Here is a 13,860-nt window from a genome sequence, read left to right on the forward strand (position 1 = left end):
CTAATGGTCACGCGGGCTCGGTCGGTTGGTCTTGCCCAGCGGCGCTGCGGGTGCTGCGTGTGGCGACGTAGTAGAGCAACGGCACCAGCGCCCCCGCGCCGAGAAGTTCTTGCCGCTGCGCCAGTTCGGGGATCCGGCTGAGTGGAACCCATTCCAGCCTGCCGACTTCTTCGGTGTCCGTGGGTTCGCCGACCTTTTCGGCTGCTCGCCAGAGGTAGACCTCGGTGCCTGCGGTCACCTGTCCGGGCAAGGGCTCGAAGCTGATCAGGTGTTCGGCCTCGCCGAGCGGTTGATAGCCGCTCTCTTCACGGATCTCGCGGGCCGCTGTCGCTGCCGGTTCCTCGCCCTCTTCGACCAGACCCCCGAGTAGTTCGTAGCCCCATTGGTCAGTGGGGAATCGGTAGCGCCAGAGCATGAGCACACGGTCCAGGTCGTCCACGATCAGCCCGATGGCGATCCTCGCCAGATGCACCACGTGGTAGTCCCAGCGTTCACCGTTCGGCGCTTGCACGTCGGCCAGGCCGAGCCGGACCCACTTGTTGTCGTAGACGGTGCGCTCACCAAACGTCTTCCATGCCCCAAGCTCGTCAGTCACGCCCAGCACCCTACGGGGCTGTCGATGTTCATGGCACGCCCATCCGATGGACGTTCAACGTACGTTGGACGCCCATCGCTGATTGCCGATCCAACCCTGTTCAGCCTGGTCAGGGTACGTGTGGGCGGTCACGGGCGTGATCTTCGGCGTTCTGGAGACGGTTTGTTGCCGATTGGCTACTATCGGTGTGAGGTTGGGTGCCCTCGGTGTGTCAGGGGAGGCTTGCAGTGGCGGGGCAAGAGCAGGTGTTGAGCGCTGCCAGATTCGTGGTGGCCGGCGAAGGCGGCGGAGGTGCCGCCGGCGGCGGGTCGGCTGGCGGAGCGTTCGCCCTTGACCGGGACGCCATGACCGCTGAGTTGGCAAACTTGCAGAAGCTTCAGCGGCGGATAGCTGCTCAGCTGAACGAAGCGGTGCCAATGTGGTCTATCCAGTCTCCGGGCAACGATCCGGCGTCTTTGCGCAACACCGACGCCTCCAACAAATCCGGCCTCGCCTACCAGCAATCGCTCACGAAACAGCACGATTTCGTGAGTGTCTTCATCGGCAAGATTCAGACTGCGCTTGGAATCCACGTCGACAACGACGAGCAAGCTGCGCACACGGTCAAAGCTACGGGTGATGGAGGCCACTTCTAGTGACTGGCGGATCTAGGTTTGTCAGCGTTGTGGCTGGCCTGGTTGTTGCGTGCGCGGTTGCAGCGTGTTCGGGGACGACTGGTGGTAACCCGATGCCGAGCGCGGATCCAACCGCGCCCAGTGCTGATCCATCGGCTCCCAAGGTCGACTCCCCGTTGCCCGCATCCCTAATTCAGGGCGATCCATGCACAGCACTCACTTCAACGCAGATCGATAGTCTGTTCTCGAACACGCCGACACGTAGCCCAGCGGCGAAGGACACTGGGGTTGCGAAGTCCTGTTCTTGGGGTGACGACACCAGAGGGTCTCTGATCGGTATCCAGTTCGTGTACGCGTGGAAGCATGGCATAGCCGACGTGTATGCGACGAAAGGCCGTGGTTTCTTCAAGGTATTGGCGCCGGTACAAGGGTATCCGGTGGTTGCTTACGGGCCGTCGGATCAGCGCTCCAAGGGTATGTGCAATGTGGCGGTCGGGATCGCTGACAATGCGGCGTTCGAAGCCGATGTGCAGTTCGCCACCTCCTCGGTTGGCAAGGGCGACCCGTGCGACGACGCACGAAAGGTTGCGGACCTAGCAATCACCACGTTGAAGGCGAGTGCGTGATGTCTGGTGGGCCTGCTGAGGTTTTCAAGTCGTGGATGGACCAGCAGCAGAAAGAGGGCAACCTGATCCTGCCCGGTGAGCTGGTGCGGCGCGTGAAGAACGGTGCGGGTCTAGCCAGCCTGGGGCAAGCCCAGCACGTGAGCATGTCGCAGGCTTCGGAGCAACAGGGAATCGAATCGGACACGCGGGCAATCGTCGCGCGGTTGGAAGCGGCGTGGTCGGGGCAGAGTGGCGACGCCGCCCGTGCTGGGCTGCAGCCTTTGGCGGAAGCGGCTACGTCGTCGTCATCCGCGCTGTCCACTAGTCAGGGCACTTTGACTGACCAGAGTCATTCGTTCCAGTCCACTCGCGACTCGCTGCAGGAAGTGTCCGACTGGCCGCCGACGCGGGACTTTGTCGACGTGGCGACCCCGTGGGACACCGATGCCGAGGACCAGATCAACCAGCGCAACGCGGCGGTCCAGCGGAACAACGAGATCTATCAAGGCTTCACCTCGACCAGCGATGGACACGCGCAGGCCATGCCGACCGAATACGGCCAGATGCCTGATGCGCAAGGTGACTTCACGGTCGGGAATCCTTCTGCGGCAACGAATCAACGGGCAACGAGCGGGGCTTCGGCATTCCAGCCGCACTCGTCAGGTCTGGACGGCGGGTCGCCGCAGCCAAGTCAGAACTCGTTCGGCTCGCAGCCCGTGCAGGACCAGTCCGGGAATAGTGACGGGCCGGTCGGCAACGAACAGTTGCCCGCCGCGCAGGGAAACAGCGGCGACGGTACGCAGTCGGCCGGCTTTGTCCCACCGACGGAGCCTGGCACGGGTGGTGGCGACGCGACCCGGTTTACGCCGAACGGCTCAGGCGGAAGTGGATCGCCCTCCTATGGTTTGGGGAACGGACCCGGCGGAGGCTCCGGCTTCAGCGGCGGATTCACAGGCGGTGTCCCGGGCCTGGGAGAGCCGGGTTCCGGTGGACGTGTGCCGGGAACGCCTGGGGCGGATCCGCGTACCGGCAACCCTGCCGGGCCGGGGCGCTCGACCGGTTCGGGCCGGTTAGGCGGTGCGTCGGAAGAGTCGGTGACACGCGGCGGAGCGGGTGCGACCGGGGCGCGTGGCGCTAATGGCATGCCGATGGGTGCTGCTGGTGCAGGGAAGGGTGCCAAGGAGGAGGACAAGGAGAAGAAGTCCGCCTCGTATCTGCTGGAACCGGACCCGAACGCGTTGTTCGGATATGACGGCAAAGCCACTCCGCCAGTGATCGGCAAATAGCGGCTACCCGACATGCTCATCGACGAACCGGTGACGGTGCCACGCGCGGCTCTGGCCAGGGCGTGGGAGTGGGAACGAATCGGTGCGGCGCACCCTGTGTTGGGCGTGGTCGAGTGGTGGCTGGAAGACGACGCATCAGCCACGTTCGACGATCTCACGCGGCAGGTCCTCGCCGAGCCCGGGTTCTACGACCTGCGCCGGCAGCGACTTACGGGGGATTTCCGGGACGTCCTGTGGGCAATTTCGACTGCGGACGCGGAGTGCTATCGCCTCTCCGGTGCTCGTGGCGGGCAGACTTCCGGAGCGTTAGCGGTCGTCGCTGGACGCACGGGCTTGCTAATCACCGTTGAGGACGAGCAGGCGACGCTAGTGCGGATCCCGGCCGGGCGTTTGTGTCGGGCGGTCGTCGACACCCTGCCCAACGCTCGTCCCGCCGCGATCGGAGAGATCAGGGTGCCTCGTGCGGAATACGGTGCGAGGTCAGTGTCCGAGTCGTTCGACTTGGACACGACCAGCGACTACACCGCGCCCGATGCTGCCGGGCAGCTTCGCGAGCTGATGGCCGCGCCCCGCAGCGCAATGCACCAGTTCTACGTGGCCAGCCGCGCGAATGGCCCGCGTTCGTCGAGCTATCCCTTGACTGCGATCGACACGGTTGGCTATGGACGGGTTCTGACGATGCTTCAGAACGGTGCCGATGGCCAGGACATCATCTCCTGCGGCCCGGGCAGTGCCGACTACATCACCGCAACCCTGGAAACCACCATGCGCGGACTGGACGACTGAACGCGGCCACTACTGCCGCCTGCTAGGCAGAAGCGCCAGCCGACGCAGTTGGCGCGCTGAGCCAATTTCCGTTGCCAAGTCACGTGCTTTGGTGATGTGAAGGCTCGCTTCGTCGTGTTCTCCTGCGACGGCGAGAGCGGTGGCCAGATCAACGCGGAGACCCGCTTCGGCGCGCGTAAAGGTCGGATCCAGACCTCGTAGAGCATTGTCGAGAACGCCTACGGCGTCCGCCTCGCCGATGCGCGCGAGGGCGTTCCCGCGCCAGCGAGCGAGGTGCACAGAGTCGAGAACTAGGTAGGGCCCGTCATCCGTCGACGGGTCGGGCGGAAGCAACGATTCCGCCCGGTCGAACGCGCGGAGGCTTTCCGAACGCCTGTCGCTCGCTGCGAGTGCTTCGCCGTGGGCAGCAGCTAGCCACGCACGCAGCAGCGGGCTGCCATCTCCTCGGGCGTCGCCCTCGGTCGTGGCCAGCAGGTCGACGGCGTCGATCGCGTGCCCGATCTCTAGCAGCACGAAAGCCTGTTCGGCTTCAACGTGCCTGGCGAAAGCAGCATCTTCAGATTCACGCGCCGCCTGTTTTGCGCGTTCGTAGTGGTTCCACGCGGTCGAGACCCGGCCTTGGTCGAGCGCTTGCCACCCGGCAAGCGCGCTCAGTTGAGCGAGCAACGCGGCGAGCTGACCGCGAGTTCCGGCGGAGAGGCTGTACGAGTGCAATTCCGCCACCTGATCAACCTTGATTGCGACTTCGTGATACGCAGTGGCAGCACCCAATTTCCGGTCGAGCTGTCGCACCGCCGCCAATTGGCCACGCAGAAGCGCGACCACGCCCGGATCGATCCGCTTGGCTGTCGCGATAGCTGACCGCAGCTCCTGTCCGGCTACATCGCCGCCGGCGGCGGACCGCTCGATCGGTCCTAGAAGCTCGTCAACGCTGGTTCCGAAGATCCGTTCGAGCAGACGCGCCGTAGCGGGGCGGGGGCGGCCGACACGGGTGCCGTCGGTCCGGCGTCCCGCAACCAGGCGCTTGAGGTTGCGTTCGCTGAGCGTTCCCGGCTCCCCGGATTGCCGGGCGAACGCTTCGGCGGATTCGACGAACTCGGACAACGACTGGTTGCGCTCCCAGATCTTCTGTTCGAGCAGCGTCCGCGGTTGTCGTGCTCCCTCATCTCCTACTGCCATGTCCCCACCCCTGTGGCCCCGCACTGGCCCGTCACTGGCCTGCCGGCGTCCTTCCGCTGAAATAGCTACATCCTACACGCTTATATCAGCTTACTGAACACATTGAAATCCGGCCGTGAAGCGTGTCGGCGGGGAGGGCTTGGACGATGGCACCGGATCGGGCGCGGCTCTACATCGTGTGGCACCGCTGTGCGAACGATGGACACGACCACGCGATTACCGATGATGAGTTCGTGCGAGCTCGCCGCATGAGGTCTTGCGGCCGGTATCAGGCCGTCTGCGGGCACCTCGTGACCGTGGGGTCGATGCTGGAGGCTCCTGGTGCGCCATGCTTGGCGTGCCGTACATACGTCTTCGTCCGAAGCCGACTGCCATCTTCGGATGGGCAGGCTCGCCATGCCCAGCGGTCCGCACCCTCGCTGTGGTCCCGTGTCCGGCGTCGCGTCACCAATGTCGCGCGCCTCTCGTCGGGCGCGACGTCGGCCGCCGCTGGCGGCGCGCAGTGACCGGACACGTTTTCCTTGCGCGCCCCGTGCGCGGATTGGTCGGCGAAGCGCGCAGAGTCGTGCATATATTCGCTGTCTCTCGCGATCAAACGCCATGTCGGCTCATCGCTTTTTGTGGTGCAGATTTCTGTCCCGGAGGGCTTGAGGTCATGAATGCTCTGTGTGGAATGCCCTGTATGGCATGTTTGCGTGAGGTTCCTGTTGCTGAAGAGCCGGCGGGAAGCATCTGATGGCACGTTTTGTCCATGTCGAAGGCTTCACCGAGGGTATCGATCCGATTCTTGTCCCACCGGTTCGGCTGCTGATCGCCATCCTTTTGGTCGACCAGAGATGGCACGAATACGCCACGTTGCGAGAAAAGCTTGGACTGGAACCGGCCGTGCTTTCGAAACAACTGGCCACCCTGCGGTTGACAGGCTACGTGATCACGAGGCCGGCAACCGATGGCCGACGGTCAGAATGGCTCATCCTGGACCGTGGAATTGATCGACTAACCGCGCATCTAACCGGATGGCATCGCCTAACTGTGACCGCGTCCGAGGCGCTTTCTGCGAATCGCCCCGCAGTGCCGCGTTCGTCGTGGGCTTCGGGGTTTTCTGACAGTGAAGACTAAGATGACCGTACAATGCCTCCTCGTAAGAATTCTGTACACGTTTTATCGACTGGTCACTGGGAGTATGAATGGAAAAAGAAGGCGGCGACCCGTCATTTTTAGTAGCGATCACCAGCTTTCTGTCGCTGAAATTAGTCAACGCATCGAATGGGAGAATCTCGCCGGAGATACTTGCGTCATGCATAGGGTTCGATGGACGCAGTTAGCGCCCGATCCTCTGCAGGAAGGAAACATTTCCGGTCTTCTTCCGCTGCCAAAGCGTTTTCATAGTGGCGTCCTTAAGTGGCGTCCGCACGTGCAGTGCCCAGCTGTTCAGCCGGATACCGATTTGATGACGCGAGTATTAGACGGACTTCGCCGGATCGATTGATTGACCTGGTCTGGTACTCCAGTTGGAATTCGTAATCGGGGCTGGCCAGGGGTGCCGGGTAGTGGGCAATGTTGATGATCTTTGCCATCTCTGAAGCCGGCACCCCAATCTATCGGCCGTTGAATCTTGACGAGTCCAGCGCTTCCGCCACCTCTCCGCGTGCGCCTATGAAGTTGGGATACCGGTCGACGTGGACCTCGTACCCTCTAGGCACCTACTGAATTCTCGTCGGTAGCGTTCTTCGGCGCGGTGGAACCGGTCGGTTTTTCGATGGAAACTACGTTGGTGGAATCTCGCCGTTCGATCGCGGTCCGGGCGCTCTCCGGCAGTGAATCGAACAGAGAGTCAACCTGTTTCGGTCGAGACAAAACATGATGTACTACCAGGTTCAAAAGGGCAAAGAGTGCGGGGATGAGGTCGTCATCGCCATCAAGCTCGATCTCGCCGGGATGCACTGCATTATTTCCTACCACGCGCAAGACGTCCATGGCCTTCTTTGTGGTGGGTTCTAGTCCTCTTGCGACGAGCCGCCGAATTTTCTCATTGATTGTCTTCTTGCCCGGCTCGAGTGTATCAATAAGAACCTGTAGGGCAAGGCGCAGTAGCGCACCAGAACTTCGAGGAGAAATAGGAAATACCGCGCGAGCCTCCTCGTATAGTTTGCGCACTTCCTTCGGCATGTCAGGATTTGGGCTGGGGCCAAACTTTGAACGGTCTGGCCAGACAAGTTTTTGGTCATGCGACCACAGCGCAACTGAGTGGCAGTGGCGACACTCGCTCCACTTCCATGTCCAAAACCGCGCCTCTTTGGTCGATCCCCATTTCTCGAGGTCGGCCCATTCTTGAGTCGCATAAACATGGCAATATGGACACTCGAATGCGTCCAGTTCGAACCTGGGTGAACGGTCTTCAATCTCTGCTGTCACCAGAGCCTCGCTATCCTTTCGTAAGATATGTCGTTGACTGTACTCTGCTTGTCACGCGATTATTTCTATCCTGCTCTGCTCGCCGGTCTGGCGAACAGAGCAGGATAGCCCTGATTGGCCGATCGGGCCACAGGGGGGTAGCGCTAGTCCTGCGGCGAGTCATGAAAAGGCCCTAGTTGCCTGGCGCGACACCAGAAGCGCTCCCTGGCAAGATCAGACCGCTGAGACGGTGTAACTGTCGATCCGACTTGATCTGCGCAGCGAGCCGCCGGGCCTGCCGTGCGTGATCGAGCGAAGCATCTCGGTCGCCTGCTGCCGCGTAGGCGAATGCCAGGTCAACCAGCATGCCTGTCCTGGCACGAACGAAGTCCGTCGGTAGGAGAGGCAACGCTGTGGTGAGTTGCCGGATCGCATCCGGCTCGCCGAGCTTGCTCAACGCGTTGCCACGCCACCGGTCGAGGTGTGCGCCGCCCAGAAACAGGAACGGCAACGCCGGGTCCACGGGGTCGGTTGGCAGGTGCGCGCTCGCCGCGTCGAACGCTCGCAGCGCGTCGTCTCGCTGGCCTGCCGCCGAAAGGCCTTCCCCATGAGCTGCTGCCATCCACGCGCGCAGTACAGGCGGTGCCGAGCGGTCCGCAAGCGCGCGTGCCTCCGCGAGTTGTCCGACGGCTGCTTGGACCTCACCAAGGTCAATTAGGATGAATGCCTGCTGCGCGGTCGAGTGCGCCAGCAGGATCGGCGACCCCGCTTCACGCGCCGCCGCCTTGGCTGTCTCGTGGTGTTCCCACGCCTGCCGGATGGCGTTGCGGTCGAGCGCTTCCCAGCCGGCCAGCGCCGACGCCTCAGTCAGGACGCCGGCCAGTGCCTGGCGTTGCCCGTTCATCGTGCTGAAACCGAGCAAGCCTTGAAGCTGGTCGATGTTGTTGCGCAGTTGATCGAGCACCGACATGCCGCCGAGACGTCGGTCGACGTGCCGCGCCTGGTCTACCTGGCGGCGGAAGATGTCAACGGTCTCGGCGTCGACCGAGCGGGCAAGCGCGAGCCTCGAGATCAGCTCGTCTGCCTCGTCGTTCTCTTCCTCCGCAGGGAAGCCGAGTTCTTCGTTGGTGCGCCCGTATATGTCTCGGAAGAGGCGCCGGTACGGCTGACTGACCTCTTCGTGTCCGTTCTCCCAGCGCGACAGCTTGGTCTTGAGGCTCGTTGCCGACATAACAGGCACCGCGAGCGTGTCGGCGCGGCGGAGCAGCATCCTGATGACCTCGTCGGCCTTGTAGCCGAGATGCTTGCGGACGGCCTGAAGGTTGGTCTCAGCCATTGGCGACTTCTCGCGGATAACGGCTCTGACCTGCATAGTTAATTGAAGTTAATGGGATTGTGGTTAACCTCAGCCACCTGCGGAATGGTGCTTCGCTGCCGTTTCCTTGAGGCATGAACGCAAACGAAAACGACCTGGCGCTCCGGGCACGAGAGCATTCGACGCCGCGGACCATGGGACTCCTAGCGCCCGTCCGGCCGGCTCAGTACGTCGGCGATGTCCGCTCGCAGTGCGGCGAGCTGCTCAGTGATGTCGGACAGCCGACGCTCGATCACGGCAAGCCGCGCCGATACGGCGTCTTCCATGTCCTCACGTGGCTGGCCTGGGGCCGGCGGTATGCGGCCGTGCAGCAGGGCGAGCAGGTGTTGGGGGTGCAGGCCGAGCGCCAAGGCCAGCGCTTCAAGCGTCCGGTCACTGCGCTTGCGCTCCACGGTGTGGTTCTGGATTTCGCGGACGATCGCCTGAGAGACCTGCGAGCGTTCGGCGAGCTCGCGTTGCTTCCAGCCCAGCTCTTGGACGCGCTCGTTGATGGCCCTCGCGACCGCCGCCCAGTCTTCCGACACCCATTCCTCCGTGGTCCGCCTCAGCGCCGAGATTAGTGCTTGACGGAGCCGACCGGCGCGGAGATCAACACTGCGTCGCGCGTTCGGACCATTCTCACGCCTTTGTGCGACTAAATCAGCTCTTATCTTTCGACTAAATCATCGTTCTTGACTCAAAGGGACTCAATCCAATGACTAAGAAGACTCCTGACGCCGGTCGTCCGGCGTTCTATACCCCGGCCGAAGCCGCGTGGATTCTCGGCGTCGACCGCAACGAAGTGCACCGCGCCATCCGAGTCGGCACGCTCCGCGCGGAGCGTCGCCGCTCCCACCTTGTCGTCGCCGCCGCCGATTTGCGGCGGGTGCTGGACGGCGGTGCGCGATGACTGCCTACGACTACAAGGAGATGGCGGCCCAGCTCGACCGGTACGCCGACGTGCCGCGCGAGGTTCTGCGTGAAGTAGTGACTAGGGACGGCCTGTGCTTCTGGGCTTTCGAACGGGCCGAAATGCCGGAACTGTCCGGTGAGGACTCGCCGGACCGCGAGCTGGCAGCACGGATGTGTGCCGGGTGCCCGGTGATCGACCAGTGCCGGGAACTGGAGTTGCGGACGGCCGGGCCGGACACGGTTGGGGTGTGGGGTGCGCTGCCGGACACCGACCGACGTGCGTTGTACCCGGTGTGGCTGCGTCGCCGCCGGGGTGGTGAGGCGCTATGACGGTCAACCTCACACCTACTCAGCTCCTCGTCGGAATCGGGGTGCTGCTGGCTCTGTTCATGGTGTGGCGCTACAGCGCCAGGAAGGCGCGCCGGGCGGCCGACGCGGCACGGGCGAGCGCCCGGGTAGTGTCGTTGGCCGGGCGCGTGCTGTTCACGGGCGCCGGGTTCATGGGCGTTCAGTGGCTGGCGATCACGCACGTGCACAACCCGACGTTGGCTCTGGTGGTCCTCGGAGTGCCGGACATGGTCGCCGCGTTCGTCCTGACGCGTGTCCTCACGGTCACGTCGGCGGACAGCACCACTGACCGCCGGGGTGGTGGTCGCCGATGACCACCAATCAGAACGAGACGACGCCCGTCCGGGCGCAGCGGCTGGCCGAAGACGCGGCTGAGGCGGCCGACGTCCGCCGCTGGCAGACCCACCCGGACGTCGTGGCATTGCAGGTGGAGCGGGTTCGGACGCAGGTGGACCGGCTGTGCTGGTCCGGGATCGTGCTCGGCTTGGCGTTCACCACGGCGAACGTACAGTGGTTCGCCGCGTCCGGTGCTGCGTTCGGCTCGCTGCCGTGGCTGACGGCGTGGCTGCTGGACCCGACTGTGTGTCTGGTCTTGTTGGCGATCCTGCGGGCCGAACAAGTCACCGCCCGGTACCAGGTCCACACGGGAACATGGGTGCGGACGGCGAAGTGGTTCACGCTGGCGGCGACGTACGTGATGAACACCTGGTCGTCGTGGGCGGCCGGTTCGCCGGCCGGGGTGGTTCTGCACTCGGTGCCGCCGCTGGTCGTGTTCGTCGCGGCCGAGGCGGTGACCGACCTGCGGGACAAGCTCACCGACGCGGTGGCCGTGGCGCTCATGAACGCCACCGACCAGGCCAAACCTCCCGCAGTGGCCCCGGTTCACGAACTGGCCGAACCGGTTCATGAACTGACCACCCCGGCACATGAACCGATCACTCAAGCAGCTGAGCTGACGGTGCCCGGTCGTGACTCGGCGGTGCCGAGTCCGGCCAAGCGAAAGCTGTTCGGCGACTACCTCACCGAAGCGCGGGACGCGTGGACGCCTGGTGTGGCGATCAGCCCCGCGTGGGTTCGGGAAGCCACGGGGTGTTCGCGTGGCTTGTCCTCCCGTCTCGCTGCTGCGTTGGCGGCCGAGGTTGGCAAGGGGGTGCGCGACGATGACTGACCAGAATCGAGAAGAGCAGGGACACGCCGCGCTGGCTCGCCCCGGTGTGCGGGACGTCGAACATGTCGGCCCGGTGCTCGACGGTGAGTTGATCGACGACACGTTGCCTCAGCCGCGTGAACGGACGGAGCCGCGCCGGTTGGCGTCGTGGTGGCAACGCTGCTTCCACGCGGCCGGGCGGGTGTGGCGGTCCGGCCCGGTGGTGCGGGCTCGGTCACTAGCCGCCTACCGGGTGCGGAAGGGCCCGCACGATGCCGCCCGGCTGGTGTGGTTCGTGTTGCGCGGCAACTGGCGTTGGCTGGTCAAGTTCTGGAGCTGGGCCACGTATGCCGACTTGAGGGCCGACGCCCGACGCGCACGGCTCGCCGGGGATGCCGAGGCGCGGCGAGCCGCGCAGGAGTTGATCCGGTCGGATGCCACGGCGCGGTGGGCCAAGCTCGGCATTGCCGTGCGCCGCTTGGTGATCACGACGCGGGTAGCCGCTCCGGTCGCGGCGGTGTTGTGGCTGCTCGACTCGGTGATGGCCCGGGCAGACATGTGGCCGTGGCTGGCGGACGTCTACACGGGAGTCGATGCCGTGCGGTCGGCAATCACGGTTGTGGTGCCCGCGCTGCTGGTCGTGCTCCCGGTCGTCTGGGCCGTTGCGGCAGCGTTCGAAGGACGTGACCGCACTCCGGGTGCGGGGTGGCTGGTCCGGCCGGACCGCGACGACGCCGACTCGTGGATTGACGAACGGATGATCTCGAAGGCGTTGGCGCACTTGGGAATCAGTCCGCTCGACCGGTTCTACCGCGACGGCGGGGAGCTGGTTTACACGGTGGCTGCCCGTAAGGACGGTGACGGCACATTCGCGCAGGTCAGGTTGCCGTTGGGGGTAACCGCGGACATGGTCGCAACGCGTCGTTCCAAACTCGCCGCGAACCTCGGGCGGGCGTCGCTGGAAACGTGGCCCACCAAGGGAGACGAGGACGGAATCCTTGACCTGTGGATCGCCGACAAGGGCGTTCTGCGGGGCGGGGCCGGTCAATGGCCGCTGGTCCACGATGGACAGGTCGACGTATTCGAGGGCGTCCCGTTCGGGCTGTCCCAGCGCGGTCTGGTCATCAACGCGCCGTTGCTCGGGGTCAACTGGCTGATCGGTGGCCGCCCCGGGCAGGGGAAGTCGGCGGCGTTGCGGACACTGCTGCTCGGTGCCGCGCTCGACCCAACGGCAGAGCTGTGGGCGTTCGTGATGGGCGAGTCGCCGGACTTCGAACCGTTCCGTCCGCGCCTGTCCCGCTACCGGATGGGCATGGACGACAGCGTGGCCGAGGCGGCCACGCAGGCGCTGGCGGACTTGCTGACCGAAATGGAACGACGCGGCAAGACCCTCGGGGAGCAGCCGGGCCGCCCACCGAAGGTCTCCCGCAAGCTCGCCGACAAGCGCGCGCTCGGGCTGCACCCGCTGGTGTTCGGGATCGACGAGTGCCACGAGTTGTTCCAGCACCCGAAGTTCGGCAAGAAGGCCGCCGAACTGGCCGTGCGGCTGATCAAGCGAGGACGCAAGTACGGCATCGTGCTGCTACTGGCCACCCAGTCACCGACGAAGGACAGCATTCCCCGGGAGATCACGCGCAACGTGTCCTGCGGCGCGGCGTTCTCTGTGGCCGATCAGGTCGCCAATGACGGGCTGCTCGGCTCGGGCAAGTACGCAGCCGGCATCCGCGCGACCGAGCTACGAATCAACACCGACCGGGGCACCTGCGTCGCGGTCGGCACCACCGATGAGACGTTCGAGCTGGTGCGCACGTTCTATGTCCCGTTCGAGGACGAGGCCGACGACGTCACACCGGTGATCGCGCGGGCCGTAGCGCTGATCGAGGAGATGGGCCGCACGGTCGAACCGAGCACACAGCCGCAGCTTTACGCGACCGGACCGGTTGAGGTGGATGAGTTGGCCGACCTCGCCGAGGTGATCGGCGGAGACGACCGAGTGCGAACGCAACAGGTACTGGCGCGGCTAGTTGAGCTCAACGCGGATCACTACGGCGGGTTGAGCTTCGCCGCCCTGTCGGCCTTGCTGGCGGAGCACGGCATTGCTGCCCGCAAGTCCCACGGCGTAATGACCGTGCACGCCGCCGACGTCACGGCCGCGATGGTCGGCCGGAGTGCCGGGGACTCGGCGGGGGAGGAGACGGGGACGCGGGGAGTTCTCCCCGCCGACTCCCCCGAGCAATCTCCCCCCGTTGGCCAGCGTAAACCTGGCTCGGTGACTCGGGGGAGCCGTCACCCGCCAAACCCCGGATCGGGCCGAAGCTCGGCTGATTCCGGAACCGGCCAGGGTCCCTCCCCGGCTCCCCGCCAGTCGGACGAGGGGAGGTAAGCAGCCCCTTGCCCGACTACGACACACAGGTACGACCAACCACCACGAGGCACCATCAGAAAGGTAGCGAACATGGCCGCAACAGCCACCCCGACAGAGAGGACAGTCGATCGACCGGCGACGGCGGAAACGACGGAGGCCACGCGCCTGACGGTGACCGTGGCGATGGCCCGGATGGCGGAGCCGAGCCGGACACCGATCGTCTCCGCCGCGCTCGGGAGACCGCCGCCGTACCACGACCTGAACGGGACCGTGAC

Annotated in this window: 15 protein-coding genes; 10 read left to right on the forward strand and 5 right to left on the reverse strand. The window is 64.7% G+C overall.

Annotation, left to right across the window (positions count from 1 at the left end; genetic code table 11):
• Positions 1–7: 7 nt before the first annotated feature.
• Positions 8–595 carry an NUDIX hydrolase gene (locus ACIA77_RS28080; RefSeq protein ID WP_395888985.1) on the reverse strand — a complete coding sequence of 196 codons (588 nt, stop codon included), beginning with the start codon at positions 593–595 and terminating at the stop codon, positions 8–10.
• A 227-nt stretch (positions 596–822) separates the two neighbouring features.
• Between ACIA77_RS28080 and ACIA77_RS28085 the strand changes: the two genes are divergently transcribed.
• The 4 genes from ACIA77_RS28085 to ACIA77_RS28100 are packed head-to-tail and all read left to right on the forward strand — an operon-like array spanning position 823 to position 3,886.
• The gene (locus ACIA77_RS28085) at positions 823–1,230 is read left to right on the forward strand and encodes a hypothetical protein (RefSeq protein WP_395888986.1); all 408 of its coding nucleotides are present in this window, start codon (positions 823–825) and stop codon (positions 1,228–1,230) included.
• 29 nt (positions 1,231–1,259) lie between these two features.
• Positions 1,260–1,835 (forward strand): DUF3558 domain-containing protein, encoded by a 576-nt coding sequence (locus ACIA77_RS28090; protein ID WP_395888987.1) that lies wholly within the window; start codon positions 1,260–1,262, stop codon positions 1,833–1,835.
• 35 nt (positions 1,836–1,870) lie between these two features.
• On the forward strand, positions 1,871–3,100 hold the full coding sequence (locus ACIA77_RS28095; RefSeq protein WP_395888988.1) for a hypothetical protein: 1,230 nt from the start codon (positions 1,871–1,873) through the stop codon (positions 3,098–3,100).
• 12 nt (positions 3,101–3,112) lie between these two features.
• Positions 3,113–3,886, forward strand: a complete 774-nt coding sequence (locus tag ACIA77_RS28100) for an ESX secretion-associated protein EspG (protein ID WP_395888989.1) — start codon at positions 3,113–3,115, stop codon at positions 3,884–3,886.
• A gap of 9 nt (positions 3,887–3,895) precedes the next feature.
• Here ACIA77_RS28100 and ACIA77_RS28105 read toward each other — a convergent pair whose 3' ends face one another.
• On the reverse strand, positions 3,896–5,065 hold the full coding sequence (locus tag ACIA77_RS28105) for a hypothetical protein (RefSeq protein ID WP_395888990.1): 1,170 nt from the start codon (positions 5,063–5,065) through the stop codon (positions 3,896–3,898).
• Positions 5,066–5,800: 735 nt separating this feature from the next.
• Here ACIA77_RS28105 and ACIA77_RS28110 point away from each other — a divergent pair.
• Positions 5,801–6,184, forward strand: coding sequence for a transcriptional regulator (locus ACIA77_RS28110; RefSeq protein ID WP_395888991.1), 384 nt, complete (start codon positions 5,801–5,803; stop codon positions 6,182–6,184).
• Positions 6,185–6,760: 576 nt separating this feature from the next.
• Here the strand turns inward: ACIA77_RS28110 and ACIA77_RS28115 are convergent.
• The 3 genes from ACIA77_RS28115 to ACIA77_RS28125 all read right to left on the reverse strand — a co-directional run bounded on the left by ACIA77_RS28115 (position 6,761) and on the right by ACIA77_RS28125 (position 9,358).
• Positions 6,761–7,480 (reverse strand): DUF4145 domain-containing protein, encoded by a 720-nt coding sequence (locus ACIA77_RS28115; protein ID WP_395888992.1) that lies wholly within the window; start codon positions 7,478–7,480, stop codon positions 6,761–6,763.
• A 172-nt stretch (positions 7,481–7,652) separates the two neighbouring features.
• Positions 7,653–8,795, reverse strand: a complete 1,143-nt coding sequence (locus ACIA77_RS28120) for a tetratricopeptide repeat protein (RefSeq protein WP_395888993.1) — start codon at positions 8,793–8,795, stop codon at positions 7,653–7,655.
• A 182-nt stretch (positions 8,796–8,977) separates the two neighbouring features.
• Positions 8,978–9,358 (reverse strand): XRE family transcriptional regulator, encoded by a 381-nt coding sequence (locus tag ACIA77_RS28125; protein WP_366189609.1) that lies wholly within the window; start codon positions 9,356–9,358, stop codon positions 8,978–8,980.
• 170 nt (positions 9,359–9,528) lie between these two features.
• Between ACIA77_RS28125 and ACIA77_RS28130 the strand changes: the two genes are divergently transcribed.
• The 5 genes from ACIA77_RS28130 to ACIA77_RS28150 are packed head-to-tail and all read left to right on the forward strand — an operon-like array spanning position 9,529 to position 13,603.
• Entirely contained in the window at positions 9,529–9,723 is a 195-nt protein-coding gene (locus tag ACIA77_RS28130) for a helix-turn-helix domain-containing protein (RefSeq protein WP_395888994.1), read from the forward strand.
• Positions 9,720–10,055, forward strand: a complete 336-nt coding sequence (locus ACIA77_RS28135; RefSeq protein WP_395888995.1) for a WhiB family transcriptional regulator — start codon at positions 9,720–9,722, stop codon at positions 10,053–10,055. The genes ACIA77_RS28130 and ACIA77_RS28135 overlap by 4 nt, the downstream gene beginning before the upstream one ends.
• Positions 10,052–10,387, forward strand: a complete 336-nt coding sequence (locus tag ACIA77_RS28140; RefSeq protein WP_395888996.1) for a hypothetical protein — start codon at positions 10,052–10,054, stop codon at positions 10,385–10,387. Before ACIA77_RS28135 ends, ACIA77_RS28140 begins: the two co-directional genes overlap by 4 nt.
• Complete coding sequence (locus ACIA77_RS28145) at positions 10,384–11,241, forward strand: hypothetical protein (protein WP_395888997.1); 858 nt, start codon at positions 10,384–10,386, stop codon at positions 11,239–11,241. The genes ACIA77_RS28140 and ACIA77_RS28145 overlap by 4 nt, the downstream gene beginning before the upstream one ends.
• Entirely contained in the window at positions 11,234–13,603 is a 2,370-nt protein-coding gene (locus ACIA77_RS28150) for an FtsK/SpoIIIE domain-containing protein (protein WP_395888998.1), read from the forward strand. The genes ACIA77_RS28145 and ACIA77_RS28150 overlap by 8 nt, the downstream gene beginning before the upstream one ends.
• The last annotated feature ends 257 nt before the right edge of the window (positions 13,604–13,860 follow it).

It is taken from the genome of Amycolatopsis sp. NPDC051903 (genome assembly GCF_044452505.1).
Classification (GTDB): Bacteria; Actinomycetota; Actinomycetes; order Mycobacteriales; family Pseudonocardiaceae; genus Amycolatopsis.